This is a genomic window from Paraburkholderia phymatum, from assembly GCF_038900715.1.
In the GTDB taxonomy this organism is placed as follows: Bacteria; Pseudomonadota; Gammaproteobacteria; order Burkholderiales; family Burkholderiaceae; genus Paraburkholderia; species Paraburkholderia phymatum_A.
The window spans coordinates 117,515-134,086 of sequence record NZ_JAYMRZ010000025.1 but is presented as its reverse complement, the minus strand read 5'-3'; the positions used below and the strand labels follow the sequence as shown (position 1 = coordinate 134,086).

16 protein-coding genes are annotated in these 16,572 nt (G+C 62.8%); 6 read left to right on the top strand and 10 right to left on the bottom strand.

What is annotated here, in order from left to right; all coding sequences use genetic code 11:
• Window positions 1-1,540: 1,540 nt before the first annotated feature.
• Window positions 1,541-1,969 (bottom strand): DUF3293 domain-containing protein, encoded by a 429-nt coding sequence (locus VSR68_RS34295; protein WP_342944013.1) that lies wholly within the window; start codon window positions 1,967-1,969, stop codon window positions 1,541-1,543.
• Between the two features lie 208 nt (window positions 1,970-2,177).
• Here VSR68_RS34295 and VSR68_RS34290 point away from each other — a divergent pair, with 208 nt between their 5' ends.
• On the top strand, window positions 2,178-3,458 hold the full coding sequence (locus VSR68_RS34290; RefSeq protein ID WP_342944012.1) for a DUF445 domain-containing protein: 1,281 nt from the start codon (window positions 2,178-2,180) through the stop codon (window positions 3,456-3,458).
• A 13-nt stretch (window positions 3,459-3,471) separates the two neighbouring features.
• Here VSR68_RS34290 and VSR68_RS34285 read toward each other — a convergent pair whose 3' ends face one another.
• Window positions 3,472-3,792 (bottom strand): hypothetical protein, encoded by a 321-nt coding sequence (locus tag VSR68_RS34285; protein ID WP_342944011.1) that lies wholly within the window; start codon window positions 3,790-3,792, stop codon window positions 3,472-3,474.
• 113 nt (window positions 3,793-3,905) lie between these two features.
• On the opposite strand from VSR68_RS34285, the gene VSR68_RS34280 reads away from it, so the two are divergent.
• Window positions 3,906-4,421 (top strand): MOSC domain-containing protein, encoded by a 516-nt coding sequence (locus VSR68_RS34280; protein WP_342944010.1) that lies wholly within the window; start codon window positions 3,906-3,908, stop codon window positions 4,419-4,421.
• Between the two features lie 85 nt (window positions 4,422-4,506).
• On the opposite strand, the gene msrB is transcribed toward VSR68_RS34280, so the two are convergent.
• On the bottom strand, window positions 4,507-4,959 hold the full coding sequence (gene msrB, locus VSR68_RS34275; protein WP_342944009.1) for a peptide-methionine (R)-S-oxide reductase MsrB: 453 nt from the start codon (window positions 4,957-4,959) through the stop codon (window positions 4,507-4,509).
• A 281-nt stretch (window positions 4,960-5,240) separates the two neighbouring features.
• Here msrB and VSR68_RS34270 point away from each other — a divergent pair, with 281 nt between their 5' ends.
• Window positions 5,241-5,951, top strand: coding sequence for a DNA-3-methyladenine glycosylase I (locus VSR68_RS34270; RefSeq protein WP_342944008.1), 711 nt, complete (start codon window positions 5,241-5,243; stop codon window positions 5,949-5,951).
• A gap of 50 nt (window positions 5,952-6,001) precedes the next feature.
• Here VSR68_RS34270 and VSR68_RS34265 read toward each other — a convergent pair whose 3' ends face one another.
• The 5 genes from VSR68_RS34265 to pqqA form a co-directional block, all read right to left on the bottom strand.
• Window positions 6,002-6,442, bottom strand: coding sequence for a zinc-finger-containing protein (locus tag VSR68_RS34265; RefSeq protein WP_342944007.1), 441 nt, complete (start codon window positions 6,440-6,442; stop codon window positions 6,002-6,004).
• Window positions 6,443-6,768: 326 nt separating this feature from the next.
• A complete protein-coding gene (locus VSR68_RS34260) occupies window positions 6,769-8,007 on the bottom strand; it encodes a c-type cytochrome (protein ID WP_342944006.1) in 1,239 nt (412 codons plus the stop codon).
• A 61-nt stretch (window positions 8,008-8,068) separates the two neighbouring features.
• A complete protein-coding gene (locus VSR68_RS34255) occupies window positions 8,069-9,796 on the bottom strand; it encodes a methanol/ethanol family PQQ-dependent dehydrogenase (protein ID WP_342944005.1) in 1,728 nt (575 codons plus the stop codon).
• A 331-nt stretch (window positions 9,797-10,127) separates the two neighbouring features.
• The gene (gene pqqD, locus VSR68_RS34250; RefSeq protein ID WP_342944004.1) at window positions 10,128-10,409 is read right to left on the bottom strand and encodes a pyrroloquinoline quinone biosynthesis peptide chaperone PqqD; all 282 of its coding nucleotides are present in this window, start codon (window positions 10,407-10,409) and stop codon (window positions 10,128-10,130) included.
• Between the two features lie 80 nt (window positions 10,410-10,489).
• The gene (gene pqqA, locus VSR68_RS34245) at window positions 10,490-10,564 is read right to left on the bottom strand and encodes a pyrroloquinoline quinone precursor peptide PqqA (protein ID WP_143062301.1); all 75 of its coding nucleotides are present in this window, start codon (window positions 10,562-10,564) and stop codon (window positions 10,490-10,492) included.
• 268 nt (window positions 10,565-10,832) lie between these two features.
• Between pqqA and VSR68_RS34240 the strand changes: the two genes are divergently transcribed.
• Both VSR68_RS34240 and VSR68_RS34235 read left to right on the top strand, forming a co-directional pair.
• Complete coding sequence (locus tag VSR68_RS34240) at window positions 10,833-11,249, top strand: plastocyanin/azurin family copper-binding protein (RefSeq protein WP_342944003.1); 417 nt, start codon at window positions 10,833-10,835, stop codon at window positions 11,247-11,249.
• A gap of 177 nt (window positions 11,250-11,426) precedes the next feature.
• A complete protein-coding gene (locus VSR68_RS34235; protein ID WP_342944002.1) occupies window positions 11,427-12,596 on the top strand; it encodes a hypothetical protein in 1,170 nt (389 codons plus the stop codon).
• Window positions 12,597-12,787: 191 nt separating this feature from the next.
• Here VSR68_RS34235 and VSR68_RS34230 read toward each other — a convergent pair whose 3' ends face one another.
• Window positions 12,788-14,791, bottom strand: coding sequence for a sigma-54-dependent Fis family transcriptional regulator (locus VSR68_RS34230; RefSeq protein WP_342944001.1), 2,004 nt, complete (start codon window positions 14,789-14,791; stop codon window positions 12,788-12,790).
• A gap of 419 nt (window positions 14,792-15,210) precedes the next feature.
• Here VSR68_RS34230 and VSR68_RS34225 point away from each other — a divergent pair, with 419 nt between their 5' ends.
• On the top strand, window positions 15,211-16,173 hold the full coding sequence (locus VSR68_RS34225) for an alpha/beta fold hydrolase (protein WP_342944000.1): 963 nt from the start codon (window positions 15,211-15,213) through the stop codon (window positions 16,171-16,173).
• Window positions 16,174-16,213: 40 nt separating this feature from the next.
• On the opposite strand, the gene VSR68_RS34220 is transcribed toward VSR68_RS34225, so the two are convergent.
• Window positions 16,214-16,489: a hypothetical protein gene (locus VSR68_RS34220; protein WP_342943999.1), complete on the bottom strand. Its 276-nt coding sequence runs from the start codon at window positions 16,487-16,489 to the stop codon at window positions 16,214-16,216.
• Window positions 16,490-16,572 lie beyond the last annotated feature (83 nt).

Genomic DNA, 16,572 nt, shown 5'->3' with positions numbered 1-16,572 from the left:
GAGACCCGAGACCCGAGACCCGAGACCCGAGACCCGAGACCCGAGACCCGAGACCCGAGACCCGAGACCCGAGACCCGAGACCCGAGACCCGAGACCCGAGACCCGAGACCCGAGACCCGAGACCCGAGACCCGCGAGCCGCGAGCCGCGAGCCGCGAGCCGCGAGCCACGAGCCACGAGCCACGAGCCACGAGCCACGACCCGCGACCCGAGACGCAAAGTACCCAAACGCTAAACACCTCACTCGGCGTGCGTCGGCGCTCCACGATGCTCGATCAAACGCAAGAGTGGTTCGAGCCAAACCCAAACCGCGGTCCAGCCGCTGCGCGTCGATTGCGAGATTTTGTGGCGCGGACGTCCTATGCCGTCGCCACGCCGTCAATGCCAAAACAGGATTCTGCGCAACTGATGTGAACCCGTCCCGCGGCTCATCGCGGCGAATCCATTCGACCTCCCAAACCCAAAGCGCCGATTCGAGAGCGACAGTGTTCCGACCAACTTCGCATCTCGCCTCTTTCGCCGACGCAGCGAAAAATAACCGAACCCCTGAGAATTCTGGAATTACCACTAGGCAAACGGACAGTGCGAGATGCATGCCGCGCATTGGGCGCAGTCTGTGGAACGCGACAGACGTGACAAAGGCGAGGTGCTTTGCCGAATTTTCAGCGAACCTTCACACGTGACCGAACACGCCCAGTTCATTTACGGATTTGGCGCCGGCTCGCTAAGACGTACAAGCGACGTGAAGTACGCGCTGGCGCATGGACCTCGCGCACAACGGCGTGGACCGCATGGCTCAGATCGGCGCGTAGTCCGATCTGCCGCACGCGTGCCGAACGACCACTGGCTCCGAGGAACAACACGCATCGCCATGCGAATCGAAGTGAAAAACTGAGCTTCAAAAAGCAGATCACGCACCCGCACATCGTTCGACAAACGCAACACCTATGCACCGAGCGCCGCAGTCACGCGCGAAAGCCGCGAATAGACAGAGCGCTATCACTGAAAGCGCCGCGGAGTCACCCACGAACCTGTCATCGGACGCGATCAGCACGAGCTAAATCTCCCGTCGTTATCTCGAAAATAATAAGCTATCCGAATAAATATTCACGAGGAGCCGGACAGTGCTCCCAAGAGCGCTTCAGCCACGACGCGACAGTGGCAGTAACGTGGGTTTTAGCGGTTGGCGTCCTATAGGCGACGCGCAACTCGTAGAACGCGAAAAACACCGTTCACGCTGAAAATCTTTAATCAGCAAGGACTTGCCGCAGAATCCGTGAAACAACCTTAAGAAAACCAGCCAATCGAAGAAACCATTACAATGCAATGACTTAGCCGATGCCCCGCCGTATGTTTCACGGAATTTCGGCTCCGGCACGAGATATTTTGCGTCAAATGCGGGTTTCGCTGGTTTTCCGATGCAAATCCACCTATGCGTAGTATTTGATACGTGACTTGTGGTGTCTACTACATATTTCCCGCCAACTCGCCAACCGAGCCGCTTTCCGGCGAGCGACAGCGCACAAAGCCCATCAGAAACCTACCGCAAGAGCACCAACTGCGGCACCGCATCGCCACCGCACCAGACGACCGCGTTTTGCCCGAACTGCAACCCAAACGCCTTGGCATCCTCGACCGACACCCTTAGCACGAGAAAACTCGGCTCGCCGCGCCAGCCGTTGGACGGGTGCTCGCCGACGCCATCGATAAACGTCAATCCGCGCTGCGAGAGTTCGCGAGCGAGCGCAAGCTGCCGGCTGGTATTGGCCGCATCGTCGAGCAGTTGACTGAACGGATTGCATGCGGTGATGAACGCGCTACTGCGCACGCCGTGCGCGTCGTGAATGGCAGCCAGCGACGCGTTGAATTCGCCAATCTTCAGCGTCGCCGGCATCGAACCGTGCACGCGGTAGTGCGTCTCCAGGTAGGCCTGGATCGTCGCGCGAGGAATCTGCGAATTCGAAAACAAACAAGCCTCCGTTGAACGAGAGTCGACGCAGCGCCACCTCCGCGCTTGCGAACCAGCGAGCGGGACAGGTGAGCATGGGCGTCGACTGATTCGTGACGAGGCGGCAGTACAGCACGGCGGTTAATCTAGTGTCAACGCGTCGAAGACCCCGGCGCGCGCGAATATCTGCTGCGTCCCGAATACCAATGAACCGACCCAAGCCAGTCCAATGAACAAGGTACTAGAACTCAAGCATGCGAAGCGTCGCGCGACGCTTTTGCTTTTGATCGCCACTGCCGTCTTCGTGACGACCGCGTTCATGCGCGCGAGCATGTGGGTCGATGGCGTCAAGGCCGTGGCGGAGGCGGCGATGGTCGGCGCGCTCGCCGACTGGTTCGCCGTCGTCGCGTTGTTCCGGCGCGTGCCGATTCCAGGCGTGGCCGCGCACACGGCCATCATTCCGCAGAACAAGGACAAGATCGCCGACAATCTCGCGCTCTTCGTGCGCGAGAAGTTTCTGGACGAATCGTCGATAGTCGGTTTGATCCGCAAGCACGATCCCGCGCAGAGCGTCACGAACTGGCTATGCGTCGATGCGAACACGCAGCGCCTCGGCGACTACGTGGTGAAGCTGACGGCCGGGATACTCGAACTCCTCGACGACGCGCGCATCCAGCGTTTCATCAAGGATGCGCTCGACGCAATGCTCGACAGAATCGATCTGTCGAAGGCAACGGGCGCGATTCTCGATACGTTGACGCGCGATGGCCGGCATCAGCAACTGCTCGACGATGGCATCGAGCATCTGATGGCGCTGCTTCGCGAGCCGGGTGTCCGCGCGTTCATCGCGGAGCAGATCGTCGACTGGTTCAAGCGCGAGTATCCGACGCTGGAAAAGCTGATGCCGTCGGAGTGGCTCGGCGAAAGCGGCGCGAATGTCGTCGCGCAAGCGGTGAACAACATGTTGCTGCGCGTGAGCGAAGACCCCGAACACAAATTGCGCCGCAAGTTCGACGAAGCGGCGGCACGCCTGATCGTCAGGTTGAAGTCCGATCCCGTCTTTCTGCAGAAGGGCGAAGAGATCAAAAGCTACGTGAAGGACAGCGAGAATCTCGCGCTATACGTCCGCGACTTGTGGGGCCAGTTGCGCGACTGGCTGCGCGTCGATCTGGAGCGCGGCGACTCCGTGCTGCGCACGAAGGTGTCGGCGATGGGACAGTGGATCGGCCGCGAACTCGCGAACGACGAAGCGTTGCGCCGTTCGCTGAATCAGCATATGGAAGAAGCGGCGCGCGCGATGGCGCCGGATTTCGCCGGCTATCTGACGCGCCACATCAGCGATACCGTCAAGAACTGGGATTCGCGTGACATGTCGGAGCAGATCGAATTGAACATCGGCAAGGATCTGCAATACATCCGCATCAACGGGACGATCGTGGGCGGCTGCATCGGTCTGCTGCTCTATGCGAGCTCGCAGATTTTCGCGCTTGTACGTCTGCACGCGTGGTGACGCGTGCGTGAGATTACTGCGCGCCCGACGGCTTCTTCTGTTGCGCGCATTGCTGCGTGAAGAGCATGCTGGCCTGGTCCGGCGTCATCGCCGCGCCGCTGTAGACCCGCTCGATCACCGCATCGACGGCCTGACGATCCGACGCGTCCTTGTAGTACTTCCGCGCCTGATCCTGCGCCTGCGCCTTGGTCTTTTTGTGCAGGCGCCAGGAGGCGACCTGACCGGCGATATCGCCGATCGCGAAACACTGATCGGCGACCGTCTGCGCGACCGCATGCATCGACGGTTGCACGAGGCCGACGGCGAGCGCAGCCGTGAGTACTGCTCGTTTCATTTGCGGGTCCTGTTATCCGATGGGCGATAGTATAAAGACGCGTGGATGCGCGTTGCACTGTGGCGCACGTTCCGCTGATCCATATCGTTTCCACCCGCATCCGCAGGTTGCCCATGCCGCTCAATCCTTCGTCGCCGCTCGCGAGGCTCATCAACGGTCCGATCCGTCCCGGCAGGATCGCCTGGATAGGCCTGCGCACGCGGCGAAAAGTCGCGATGACCATTGTCGAAACGGCGCTGATCGACGCAGATATGGGCCTCGTCGGCGACCACTACGCGAGCCGTGGCGGCGAACGGCAGGTCACGCTGATTCAGGCCGAAAGTCTGCGCAGCATCGCGAGTCATCTGGCACGCAGCGAGGTTGCCGCGAGCGACCTGCGGCGCAACATCGTGACGGAGGGCATCAACCTGATGGCGCTGAAAGATCGGCAATTCCGGATCGGCGACGCTGTGCCGCAAACGACGGGCGAGTGCCATCCGTGTTCGCGCATGGAAGAAGTGCTGGGTACAGGCGGCTACAACGCCGTGCGCGGATTCGGCGGCATTACGGCACGCGTCGTGAAGGGCGGGGAGATACGGATCGGCGATGCGATCGAAGCGCTGCCGGTAGCATTGCACGCAGCCCGCTAGCGCCGCCGCGATTTATGTCGCGATCGACATCGTCACCGCGCGCGACAGCGGCGTGGACCACCAGGCCGCTATCGCGCGAGCTTACTTACTTCTTTGCGTTGTCGAAGAGGCTGCGGTATTGCCCATAGCCTTCCTCTTCGAGGCGCGATACGGGAATGAACCGCAGCGACGCGGAATTGATGCAGTACCGCAGCCCGCCCGCTTCGCGCGGACCGTCCGGAAAAACGTGGCCGAGGTGACTGTCGCCGTGTTTGGAGCGCACTTCCGTGCGGATCATTCCGTGAGTCGTGTCGCGCAACTCGACGACGTGTTCGTCCTCGAGCGGCTTCGTGAAGCTCGGCCAGCCGCAGCCGCTGTCGAATTTATCGAGCGACGTGAAGAGCGGTTCGCCCGATACGACGTCGACGTACAAGCCCGCGTCCTTGCTGTCCCAGAACTCGTTGTAAAAGGGGCGTTCCGTCCCGCTCTCCTGCGTCACGCGACGCTGCTCAGGCGTGAGACGGTCCAATGCTTCCGGAGTTTTAGCGTACGCGGGCATGTGTGAATCTCTCCTTGATTTGCAGGGCAGCGCCACTTGCGTCTGCCGCTTTTGACGGGCCTGAGCCTTGAAGGGGCCAGCTTGCCGGCACGTCCGGCGGCGGCCACTCGCACCCGTATATATGGGCACTTTCGATACGCACAAGCATACGCAAATGTCAGCGTGCTTGCAGTGGCCGCGTCATTCGCTATCGCAATCCTTGCCGTCGATAGAAGAGCGATACGACAATAGGCGCGCGTCGGCGCAAAGCACGCGCATCGAGCAAACTCACTGATTCGAGCATGAAGAAAACCAGTCCCGCAAAAAAGCACAAAACGGAATCCGCCACCGCGAAGCCCGCCGTCAAAGAAGCGCGTGCCGCCGCAAAGAAGGCAGCGCGCCCGAAGAAGCCACAGCCGCTCGACGCCGTCATCGGTGCCGATGGCCTCGCGCGTCCGCCGTGGGCCGCTGTCGATCCGCTGCTCAAGCACTACTACGACACCGAGTGGGGCATGCCCGTGCGCGACGAGCGCGGACTGTTCGAGCGGTTGAGCCTGGAGGCGTTCCAGTCCGGGCTCTCGTGGGCGACGATTCTGCGCAAGCGCGAGGCTTTCCGGGAGGCATTCGGCCACTTCGACCCCGACGCGGTGGCCGCGTTCGACGAGAACGACGTCGAACGATTGATGGCCGACGAGCGGATCATCCGCAACCGCGCGAAAATTCTGGCGACGATCGCGAACGCTGCGGCGACTGTCCGCTTGCGCGAAGAGGGCGGACTCGTTGCGCTGATCTGGTCGTTCCAGCCGCACGCGACGCCTGCCCCGCAAACGATCGCTGAAATCCCCACGACATCTGACGAATCGGTTGCGTTGAGCAAGGCATTGCGCAAGCGCGGTTTCGTTTTCGTCGGGCCGACGACGATGCATGCGTTGATGGAAGCGACGGGCATCATCGACACGCATCTCGTCGACAGTCATCGGCGCGGCAGTTCAGGCGTCTGGCCGCGCGATTGAGCGCCGCGCGCGCGACATCGCGATTCGCGATCACACAAAGGCCAACGCAATCATCTGCTGCGTCGCGCGGCCATGAACGCCTCGACAAAGCGAAGCGCCTGCTCGCATTGATCGAGCGTCAGCATGTGAATCGAATTGGGCAGCGGATCGAAGCCGAGTTCCGTCGCGACCCAGCGGATCGCTTTCGCACGCGCTTCGAATGCGTTCACGCCATCGCGTCGCACCTTGCCGGCGACGAGCGGTTCGAGCGCATCGTGCAAACGGCTCTTCGCGTCGCGCAGCGCGGCGTCGGCGAGCCGTCCAAGCGGCACATGGCGCGTGCTGCGCGCGTGAATGCCGATCCACGCCTGGCACGGCGCGCAGAGCCACACGGGACCGTGATCGTCGCGATACGGATAGCTTTCGTCGCCTGCGCGCGCGAGCACGGCTTTCGCCCCGCAGTAATCGCATAGCGGTTGCGGCAGCGCCTTCACGGGTTTGCCTACGCGCATGGCAACGCCTCAGTCGGTTTCACTGGCTTCATACAAAAGTTCGCCCGATGGCCGAAGCGCACGGGTCGGACAAAAACGCTAGCTTACCGAAACATACCAAACGAGGGCACGGCTCGTCGAACCGATTTCCCGCGTGCGTCGCGCGCCGTCACATGAGTTTGATGAAACGAGTTTGATGAAGCACGCGCACGGCACCGGTCGCCACGCGATCGCCAACGGACTTTGGCCTCTTTGCGCCGATTGCACTGCTGCGTGCATAAAGCCGTAAGCCGAGCCGAGCCGCGATCCGACACACGAGGATCGCGGCGCGGCCCATGCTCCCGACTTTATTTCCCGGCATTGAGCGGCGTCGCCGACGCACGCGCATTGTCCGCCGTCATCTTCCCGCCGCCGGGCCGGTAGCCGTTCGAGTAGAGCAGGAACGCCATGATGTCGGCGTAATCCTGATCCTTCAGCTTGCCGGGCTTGTCGGCGGGCATGTTGGTCGCCATATACGTGTACACGCCGCCGATGGTCAGATGCGCGTTGGACGCGGGCGCAAACGCCGGCCCTTGCAGCGCGGGCGCCGTCACGCCTTGCAACTGCGCGCCGTGGCATTTCGCGCAAGCCGACGAATAGAGCATCTTGCCGTGCGTCGCCTGCGCCTGATCGAAGGACGGCGCGCCGCTTGCCGCGTCGGCGGCGATCTTGACGAAGCCGCCCGCGCCGTTCGCATTCGCGGCCGCGAGCAGCGCAGGCCGGACGATCGCGCGCGATGCATGCAATGCGCGCGGTCCGTCGCGATAGCGTGCGGGATCGTCGGCGGAGGTTTCGGCGATCGCGTTCGCGGGCATCGTCCAGTCGCGTGTCAATGCGAGCAACTGGCCATTGTTCGACAGCGTGTCGAGCGCCGCATCGATCCGTTCGCGCAACGCAGCCGTGCGCGGCCCGAACGCGAACACGAGTTGCCAGTCCGCATACGGCGAGCGCGCGGCGGCGACCGTGAAGCGCTGCTGCGGATGCGCAAGCCGATAAGCGACAACGGCGGGATACCAGACGATCGCGCGCTGTGCATGTCCGTTCGCGACGGCATCGACGGTCAATGCCGACGTGTTCTGCAGATCGAGCGTGACACTCGGCTGCTGCACGGCGATCAGCTGCGCGGGACTCGCGTACATTGCCGCGACCGTGTTCTTTGCGGCGCCTTGAGGATTCGCGTCGGGGGCTTCGATGCTCACGTAGCCCGCGCGCAGATAGCCGCGCGAAAATTGCAGCTTGCTGTTGGAAGCATCCGCGACGGTCGAGCGCGGAAAGCCGGCGATCACGTCGCAATCGCGTGCGAGTGTCCTGTCGAGTTCCTTCAGCGAGACGCCATCGTCGTCGCCGTCGCCGATGCCGTGCTTGACGAGCGTCGCGGCGATGCCCGCCTGCGCGAACACGTTGCGCGCGACGGCTTGATCCAGTGCCGCAGACGGGCTGCCGGGAAACGTGCAGACCTTCACGCTTGCCATCGAGGGCACCGATGCGAGCGCGAGGCAGGCAGCAAGCGCGCTCGCTGCCGGAATACGATTGAGAGAGTGGTTCATGTCGAAGCGTCCGGAAAGATCGGGAGGGACGCGGCGCGCGCCGCGTCCCGGTTCTGCGAAATCACGAATGGCTGAGCGCGAACACGTAGAGCGTTCCGCCGCGCGGCACCTTGTCTGCGGCCTTGGCCATCGGGCCGCCCCAGATGGGGTTGGCGCCGCCGTAGCCCGCGAGCACCGCGACGTATTCCTTGCCGTCGATCTCGAACACCGACGGCTGCGCGATGATCCCGCTCGCGAGTTTCGGGCTTTGCCAGAGCACCTTGCCGCTCGTGACGTCGAACGCGTACAGATGGCCGTCGAGCGAGCCGCTGAACGCGAGGCCGCTCGCCGTCGTTGCGACGCCGCCGTTCCACGGCAGCTTGCTCCAGTGGCTCCAGAGCTTCTTGCCCGTGTTCACGTCGATCGCTTGCAGTTCGCCGTATCCCTGGCTGCCGGGCTCCGGCTTGATCTCGAAGCCTTCGCCGAGATACGGCAGCCCTTCCATATAGTTCACCGACTTGCCGGACAGCGACATGCACGCGTGCAGCGTCGGCACGATGGCGATGTGCTTGTCCGCATCGTATGAAACCGACCACCAGTTCTTGCCGCCGAGGAAGCTCGGACAGGTCTCGATCGTGGTCCCCGTCTTCGGATACTTCGACTCGTCCTGCACGGGCTTGCCATCGGCCGTATAGCCGGTGACGGAAGTCGCCTTCACGAACGGACGCGCGTAGATCAGCTTGCCGTTGCTTCGATCGATCGCGTGGAAATAGCCGTTGCGGTCTGCGTGAATGATCGCGTCATAGTCCTTGCCTTCGTACTTGATGCTGGCGAGCACAGGCGTGTTGACGCCGTCATAGTCCCACGTGTCGTGACGCGTGTACTGGTAGTGCCATTTGAGGTCGCCCGTCTTCGGATCGAGCGCGAGCAGCGAGTCCGAATAGAGGTTGTCGCCGGGACGAAGATCGGCGAGCCACGGCCCCGGATTGCCGACGCCCCAGTAGAGCGTCTTGCTGTCCGAATCGTAGGTGCCCGTCAGCCACGCGGGAGCGCCGCCGTGCTCCTGCATGCCGTCGGGCCACGTGTTGCCGCCCGGTTCCTTCGCGCCGGGCACGGTGTAGCGCTTCCACAGCACGTTACCGTTCGCGGGATCGAGCGCGGCGATGAATCCGCGCGCGCCATACTCGCCGCCTGCGCTGCCGACCACGAGCGCGCCGTCCAGCGCGAGCGGCGCGAGCGAGAACGCGTAGCCCGTGCCCGGATCGAACATCTGCTTCTTCCACACGAGCGCGCCGCTTTGCGCATCGAGCGCCGCCACTTCGCCGCTCAGCATCGCGACATAGACGTTCTTGCCGTACAGCGCCACGCCACGGTTGATGACGTCGCAGCACGCAGTCTTGAACGACTCCGCGCCGAGCTTTGGTTCGTACTTCCACAGCGTTTTGCCGGACACGGCATCGAATGCATAGACGTTGTCCTTGGGCGTCGTCACGAACAGATAGCGTCCGTTGATAAGCGGCGTCGCTTCGAAGCCTTGCTGAAGATCGGCGGGAAACTTGTAGGCCCATGCCTGCTTGAGACCCTTCACGTTCGACGCGTCGATCTGCTTGAGCGGCGAATGCGCCTGGCCGTTATAGGTGCGGTAGTAGGTGAGCCAGCCCGGATCGCTTTGCGCCGACGTGAGCCGCTCATAGGTCACAGCGGGATAGTCGGCCGCGGCGGCAACGGGCCCCGGCCTCAGACTGATGGTTGCCGCGACGGCAGCGGCCAGCATCGCGAGCCGCGCGGGCGAAGCCGAACTTGTCTTCATCGTTGTCTCCAGTTGAGTTATCGGTGCGACGCCTGTCGGCAGAAGGTCTTCGATCTGCGTGTCGGCTGCGTGGCCGTTAAGGCAAGTCGCATGCCATTGCCTTCTCATTACCTGGCGATCCTCTCGAATCGGCCTGAACCCCATGCGTTGCAGGCGTGCATGACGACAAGGCGCGCGGCTGAGTGGCGCGTGTTGTGTTGCATCGTGGAGCAGTGGACAGATCGCGTGTTGCCAAACGTGACAGCGCGTTGTCGTTCAGCGCGGCTGTCTGTCGAGACACGACAGGCTGAACATGAGGCGATCCTCACGTTACGAGCGGGAAAATAAAACGTCAGTCGAGCCAGCCGCGTTGTCTTGCGTGGTCGATGAACTGGTAGATATCCGGTGCGAGGCCGGACGCGTTGAAGAGCGTTTCGAGCTCGTCGATGATGTCGTCGAGTTCGCGCGTGCCGTCGCAGCGCGAGAGAATTTCGCCCGCACTCGGATTGAGCTTCACCATCCCTTGCGGATAGCGCAGCACATAGACCTGCTCGCCGGGCTCCCAATGCAGGCGGAGCAGCGGATTGAGGCGCGGGCGCGCGTTCGGAACGGCATCGGCGGGCATCGGCATCATGGCGTGTCGGCCTTCTTGTTTGCGTCGATGATGCGCCGTCGCGCGCCGCGTGCAACGCGCGGCGGCATTTCAGCATGGCCTCAGCGAACGGCGATATACATCGTCACTTCGAAACCGAAACGCAGATCCGTATAGGCGGGTGTGTTCCACTGCATGGCTGTCTCCTGGATGGTTTGACGAACGACCGCGACTCGATGGCGGTCGGGGCCGTGAAACGCAAGCTCCATGCCGGAAGTTTCCGCGACGCGCATCGAACAGCCATCGCGCTCGCATCGGAATAAATCGTTCGTGGCCCGCGTTTAGATGACACGCGTGCCGGCGCGCAATTGACCTGCTTCAACATGCTTGTTTGCGTGTGCATGCCGGTCATCGTCCTATGGAGAATCAGTCGATAGCGGCAGTAGCTTTCTGAAAGGTGCAGCCATGAGATTCGTTCAACAGGTGATGATTCTCGCCAGCACGATTGCGCTTGGCATTTTCCCGGCTCGCAGCGACGCTCAGCAACACGTCAGCGCGACATTGCTGTCGGATGCAATTCAGCTCGATACCAGCGAGGTCAAAGCCGGGCCCGTGACATTCGACGTCCGCAATGCCGCGGACAACAAGATGGTGCACGAACTCGTCGTGTTGAAGACGTCGCTCGCCGATAACGCGCTTCCGGTTCATAAAGGCCAGGTGCCGGAGCAGAAATTCAAAAAGATGGGCGAAGTCGAGGACGTTGCGCCAGGCAAGAGCCGTCACCTCACGATCAAGCTTGCGCCGGGCCACTACGTGCTCGTGTGTAACAAGCCTGGTCACTATTCGATGGGAATGCATGCGTCGCTTGCCGCCACGCCGTGAAGGGCGCTATCCAGCCGAAGATCGAGGTTCTTTGCGCGAAGCACAGACAGACGCGGAATAAATGGGCCGCTCGCACGTTTACGTTCGAGCGGCTTTTCGCGCCGAGCATTGAAGACTCTCAGAGCTTTTCCCAGCCGCCAGGGCAGCTGGGGTACCCGCAAGGGAAGGAGGTGCCCTATGAAAGCTTTGATGCAGTTGTCTGCCTTCGAATCACCCGCACCGTTCATACGCCCGTCGAAACGCCGTCGCCCGTTCTGCTTCACGCCCGTACGCTTGACCGCCGCCATGTGCGGCATCGGCCTCGCCGTACTGTCGCTCGGCCCCTCCATTGCAGGCGCAGAGCCCATCATTCCACCCACATCGACGGTCGCTTCGACGGTTCCAGTCAAGCATGACCTCAATCCGTACGGCATTGCTTTCGTGCCGGGCGGCGTGTCGTCGGCCAGCTCGCTGAGCCCCGGCGACGTCCTCGTATCGAACTTCAACGCCGCGTCGAACAAGCAAGGCACTGGGACGACCATCGTGAAGCTGGTGACTGACGGCAAGCCAGTGACCTTTTTCCAGGGGCAGAATCTGGGCCTCACCACCGCACTTGCGGTACTGAAGAGCGGCTTTGTGCTGGTCGGCAATCTTCCGACGACGAATGGCACAGCCATCACCGCGCCTGGCTCGCTATTGGTGATCAACCCGCAAGGCGGGCTCCTCAGCGAACTGAAAGATTCAACACTGCTGGACGGTCCGTGGGACATGACGGTCATCAGCGAACAGGGTTCGCAAGTCACCGCGTTCGTCTCGAATGTGTTGAACGGAACCGTGGCAAGGATCGATATCAACATTGGCGCGAGCGGCGCGACGCTCCTGAGCAGCTCGCGCATCATTGCGTCCGGCTATGCGCATCGGACCGATCCCGCCGCGCTCGTCGTCGGCCCGACGGGGCTGGCCTATGACGCAGCCCACGACGTGCTTTACGTCGCATCGACCAACAACAACGAGGTGTTCGCCGTTTCAGGTGCTGCGGCGCTCACGCACGATAACGGTCCGGGAACGGTCATCTATCAGGACAATGACCATCTTCACGGGCCATTGGCATTGGCGCTTGCGCCGAATGGAGATCTGGTGACATCGAACGGCGATGCCATCAATGCTGACGCGCAGCAATCGAGTGAAATCGTCGAGTTCACGCCGGACGGGCACTTCGTAGCGCAGATGCAGGTCGATCCGACGCCAGGCTCCGCATTCGGTCTTGCGTTCGGTCTGAGCAGCAGTGGCCAGTCGCAGTTCGCGGCGGTCAACGACAACACGAATACGGCTACTGTCTGGACGTTGCGCACGAGCAGTGGCAACTGACGTTAAAGGAGGACGGATCGAGCGATACCGCATATGACGCCAGCGAGCGCAGGCGCGAGCGAACTCGCGGCTCGACGGTGAACAGCCTGTTTAGATTTGGAGCACACGTGTTGCAAAAAACAACAGCGGGTGCAACAGCGCGCCGCACGCTGCAATTAGACAGAGGAATGCGGATTGGCGAATGCGGCGTGCTACGCGTCGTCGCTTGTTGAGTCGGCTTGCGCGCCGCTGCCGTTGCCCAACGACGGCATCTTGCGATAGACCGTGTTGCGCGAAATGCCGAGCGCGCGTGCAGCCGCCGACACGTTTCCGTTGTGTCTCGCGACAGCCGCAGCGATTGCGCACGCCTGCACGTCCTGGAGCCGCGCGCCCGGCAGCGGCAACGGATCGCCTGCGGGCTGCGGCGCGGGCGCCGGCTTTGCGCGCAGATCATCGAAGAAGTCTTCGGGCAGATGCTCGCGCCTGATCTGGCCGTCGTCGTCCACCATCGCGGCGGCCGTGCGCAGCAGATTGCCGAGTTGCCGGAAATTGCCCGGCCACGCGCATTGCTCGAAGAGCGTCATCACATCGTCGGCGACGCTGAGCCGCGCGCCCGTGATTTCGTCGGGCGGCGTCAGTTGCAGCATCTTTTCGATCACGACGGCGAGATCCGTGCGCTCGCGCAACGGCGGCAGCTTGACGACGAGGCCGTTCAACCGGTAGTACAAGTCCTCGCGAAAACGGTTCTGCACGATCATCTCGCGCAGATTGCGGTGCGTCGCGCAGATGATCGCGATATCGACGGGAACGGATTTGCTTGAGCCGAGCGGATCGACGACGCGCTCTTGCAGCACGCGCAGCAGCCGCACTTGCAACGGATACGGCATGTCGCCGATTTCGTCGAGAAAGAGCGTGCCGCCATTCGCCTGCAACAGCTTGCCGACGGCGCCCTTGCGCCGCGCGCCCGTAAAGGCGCCTTCCTCATAGCCGAACAGTTCCGACTCGATCAGATTCTCCGGTATCGATGCGCAATTCACGGCGACGAACGGCCCCGCGCGGCGCGGCGAATCGTTGTGGATGGCCTGCGCGAGCAGTTCCTTGCCGGTGCCCGTTTCGCCCGTGATCAGAATGGGAATGTCCTTGCCGATCACCTTGCGCACCTTCGCGATGACGGCGGTAATCTGCGGGTCGCCCGTATCGAGGCAGTCGAGACGCGATGGCGCGTTGACGGCCGACGCGCTTCTCGCGCGCTGCGCGCGCGCGGCGGCGGGCGGTGGCGCGGTGACGGTGTCCGCGGGCCACGCGTTCTGGTCGTGCGCCGCGCGACGAAACTCGACGCTCGCGCAAACGACGGTGCCGTTGTTCAGATCGAGCGAAATGTGATGACCCCGGCTCGCGCGCAGACGATCGATCAGTTGCGGCGTCGTCAGGCCGAACAGCGACGACAGCGTATGCGCGCGCATCGCCGCGAGCGGCAAGCCGACCTGAAACTGCGCGCTGCGATTCGCGGACAGAAAGCGCCCGTCGCACGTGAAGGCCATGATGCCTTCCATCAGCGTGCCGAGAAATTCCGGCCGCCCATGAAACGCGATTTGCAGCGTGTTGCGAAAGGTGCTGGTAAACAGGTGGTTTTCGATCATCTGCACCGACATCTTCGCGAGCGCCATCGTATGTTGATGGTAGCTGCGATGATCGCCCGTCACGTCGAGCACGCCGGCGACATCGCCATACGGATCGAGAATCGGCACGCTGGAGCAAGTCAGAAAGCGGTTGGCCGCGAGGTAGTGCTGGTCGCCGTGCACGACGGTCGCGCAGCGCTCCGCGATCGCCGTGCCGATCGCATTCGTGCCTTGCCGTTCCTCTGCCCAGTTCGCGCCTGCCTTGAGCGCGACCTTTTCGGCGCGGCGCAGAAAGTCGTCGTCGCCGATCGAATGAAGGATCAGCCCTTGCGCATCCGTCAGCACGATCATGCTTTGCGTGTTCGCGATCTGCTCGCGAAGCGTTTCCATCACGGGCGTCGCGTGCGCGCACAACGCGCGGTTCTGCTCGAGCTTCATCCGCAATTCGCTTTGCGTCAGCACGTCGTAGTCCGGACGCATCGTCGCGTTGAGCCCGAACGTTTCGGACCGCTCGTGCGCTTTCTGGATCGACGGCGTGAGCCAGCCGCAGTCGCGGCTGACGAATGATCCAGCGATGGGGTGGGCCTCTTCGCGCATTGTCTCCTCCGGTCCCATGCAAGATGGGAGCTGTGGTCTTGCCAGTCGTGTGCCGGTCGTGTGCCGGCATCGCCGGATTGAAAAGCAAGACCTGCGCCAAATAGCCGATACTCTCTTCAGCAGCGAAGGAAGCCGTCAGCCTGACGAAAGAGTAACGTCGTGGCCAATGCGGCCAATGCGGCCGTTGTCGGGGCAAACTCGCCGTGGTCTTTTGCGGGAGCCGAACGGGCGCGACGCAGTGGTCGGGTCGCGCGAGGCTGTACGCCGATGGGCCTTCGTGATGCGCGTGGCTATGGCTATCGCGAAGGTACGGTCGCGCGACGGCGGCGAAAATTGGTGATTACGCGGACTGCGGCACTATGCGCGGATACCATGCGCAACTCGCGCTGTTCGCCGTGAAGAAAACGGATGACTCGACCATGACCCGAACTCGCGCGGCATCGCGCATCAGATCGCACGACACCACGTATCGCACGCTCACCCGCGATGGCCATACGATCGCGTACACCGTACATGGCGACCCTGCCGGCGTGCCTGTCGTCGTGTTGCATGGCGGGCCGGGAAGCGGCAGTCAGCCTGGCGCGCTGCGTCTGTTCGATCTTGCGCGCATGCGCGTCGTGATGGTGGATCAGCGAGGCACGGGCGCATCGGCGCCGCGTGGCCGCCTGCGTCACAACGATACGCAACGGCTGATCGGCGATCTCGAAGCGATACGTGGCGAGCTGCGCATCGCGCGATGGGGTGTCGTCGGCGGATCGTGGGGCGCCGCGCTTGCGCTCGCTTATGCGGGCACGCATCCGGCGGCCGTCAGTGCCGTCGTGTTGCGCGGACTCTTCCTGACGTCGAAGCGCGAAGTGCGCCGACTGTTCGTCACGTCGCGTGCGCGCGCGCCGCGAGCGTGGCGCGCGCTGATGCATGCGGCGGAATGCGAGCGCGCGGCGTCCTTGTCGGCGGCTTGCATGCGGATGCCCGCGATGCGGGGCATGCAGGCCGATGCCGTCGCGTCGGCGTGGCGCGCGTATGAAAACGCGATCCTCATGCAGGCTGCGTCGCGAGCCTCAGCGTCGCGCAAGACGAGAACGCGTGGCCGTGACGACGCGATAACGGCGAAGTACCGCATCCAGGCCCACTATCTGATGCACGACTGCTGGCTCGGCGAGCGGCGTCTGATTGCATCGGCAAAGCGGGCCGTTGCTGCGGGTGTTGCGATCCGCGCAGTGCATGGTTTGCGTGACCCCGTGTGCCCGCTGGAGAATTTGCATCGACTGATGCGAGCGGTTCCTGCCGTGCGCGGACGCTTCGTCGATGCAGGTCATCTCGCATCCGATCCGCGTCTCGCACGCGCGCTGGTCGAAACGATTCGCGAAGCGTTTCTCACCTGATAAACGCGCCGATAAAAGCAGCCAACAAACCCGCCACGCCTTAGCCTTCCTGTTCGGCGAAGATGCCGCTAAACAGATCGGGCATTGCATCGTCCGTCTGCTCGCGCGGCGGCAACGTGCCGTCGCGAACCTGTGCGAGTACGGCGGGCGGCAGCCAGGCCTCTTCCATTGCGCCGATGCCGCTTTCGATCATCTGTTGCAGGAAGAACGACTGCCTGCGCCCCGTGACTTCGGCCAATAGCCGCAACCTTCGTTCGATCGCGGGGTCCACCCGCACCGCAACCACCTTCAACTTGTTTTCGGCGGTCCTCTTCACCGTATGCTCCTGTTCACTGATTTCGCGCCGGAAACGGGCGAGCGGAGCTTCTACCACGACGGTTCGTCGGATGGCAATGCCTT

Excerpts from the sequence above, each read along its gene's own strand:
- VSR68_RS34270 (WP_342944008.1), top strand. The coding sequence starts at position 5,241 with ATGAAGAAAACCAGTCCCGCAAAAAAGCACAAAACGGAATCCGCCACC.
- msrB (WP_342944009.1), bottom strand. The coding sequence starts at position 4,959 with ATGCCCGCGTACGCTAAAACTCCGGAAGCATTGGACCGTCTCACGCCT.
- VSR68_RS34240 (WP_342944003.1), top strand. The coding sequence starts at position 10,833 with ATGAGATTCGTTCAACAGGTGATGATTCTCGCCAGCACGATTGCGCTT.
- VSR68_RS34225 (WP_342944000.1), top strand. The coding sequence starts at position 15,211 with ATGACCCGAACTCGCGCGGCATCGCGCATCAGATCGCACGACACCACG.
- VSR68_RS34260 (WP_342944006.1), bottom strand. The coding sequence starts at position 8,007 with ATGAACCACTCTCTCAATCGTATTCCGGCAGCGAGCGCGCTTGCTGCC.
- VSR68_RS34265 (WP_342944007.1), bottom strand. The coding sequence starts at position 6,442 with ATGCGCGTAGGCAAACCCGTGAAGGCGCTGCCGCAACCGCTATGCGAT.
- VSR68_RS34230 (WP_342944001.1), bottom strand. The coding sequence starts at position 14,791 with ATGCGCGAAGAGGCCCACCCCATCGCTGGATCATTCGTCAGCCGCGAC.
- VSR68_RS34235 (WP_342944002.1), top strand. The coding sequence starts at position 11,427 with ATGAAAGCTTTGATGCAGTTGTCTGCCTTCGAATCACCCGCACCGTTC.
- VSR68_RS34290 (WP_342944012.1), top strand. The coding sequence starts at position 2,178 with ATGAACAAGGTACTAGAACTCAAGCATGCGAAGCGTCGCGCGACGCTT.
- VSR68_RS34285 (WP_342944011.1), bottom strand. The coding sequence starts at position 3,792 with ATGAAACGAGCAGTACTCACGGCTGCGCTCGCCGTCGGCCTCGTGCAA.
- VSR68_RS34280 (WP_342944010.1), top strand. The coding sequence starts at position 3,906 with ATGCCGCTCAATCCTTCGTCGCCGCTCGCGAGGCTCATCAACGGTCCG.
- VSR68_RS34255 (WP_342944005.1), bottom strand. The coding sequence starts at position 9,796 with ATGAAGACAAGTTCGGCTTCGCCCGCGCGGCTCGCGATGCTGGCCGCT.
- pqqD (WP_342944004.1), bottom strand. The coding sequence starts at position 10,409 with ATGATGCCGATGCCCGCCGATGCCGTTCCGAACGCGCGCCCGCGCCTC.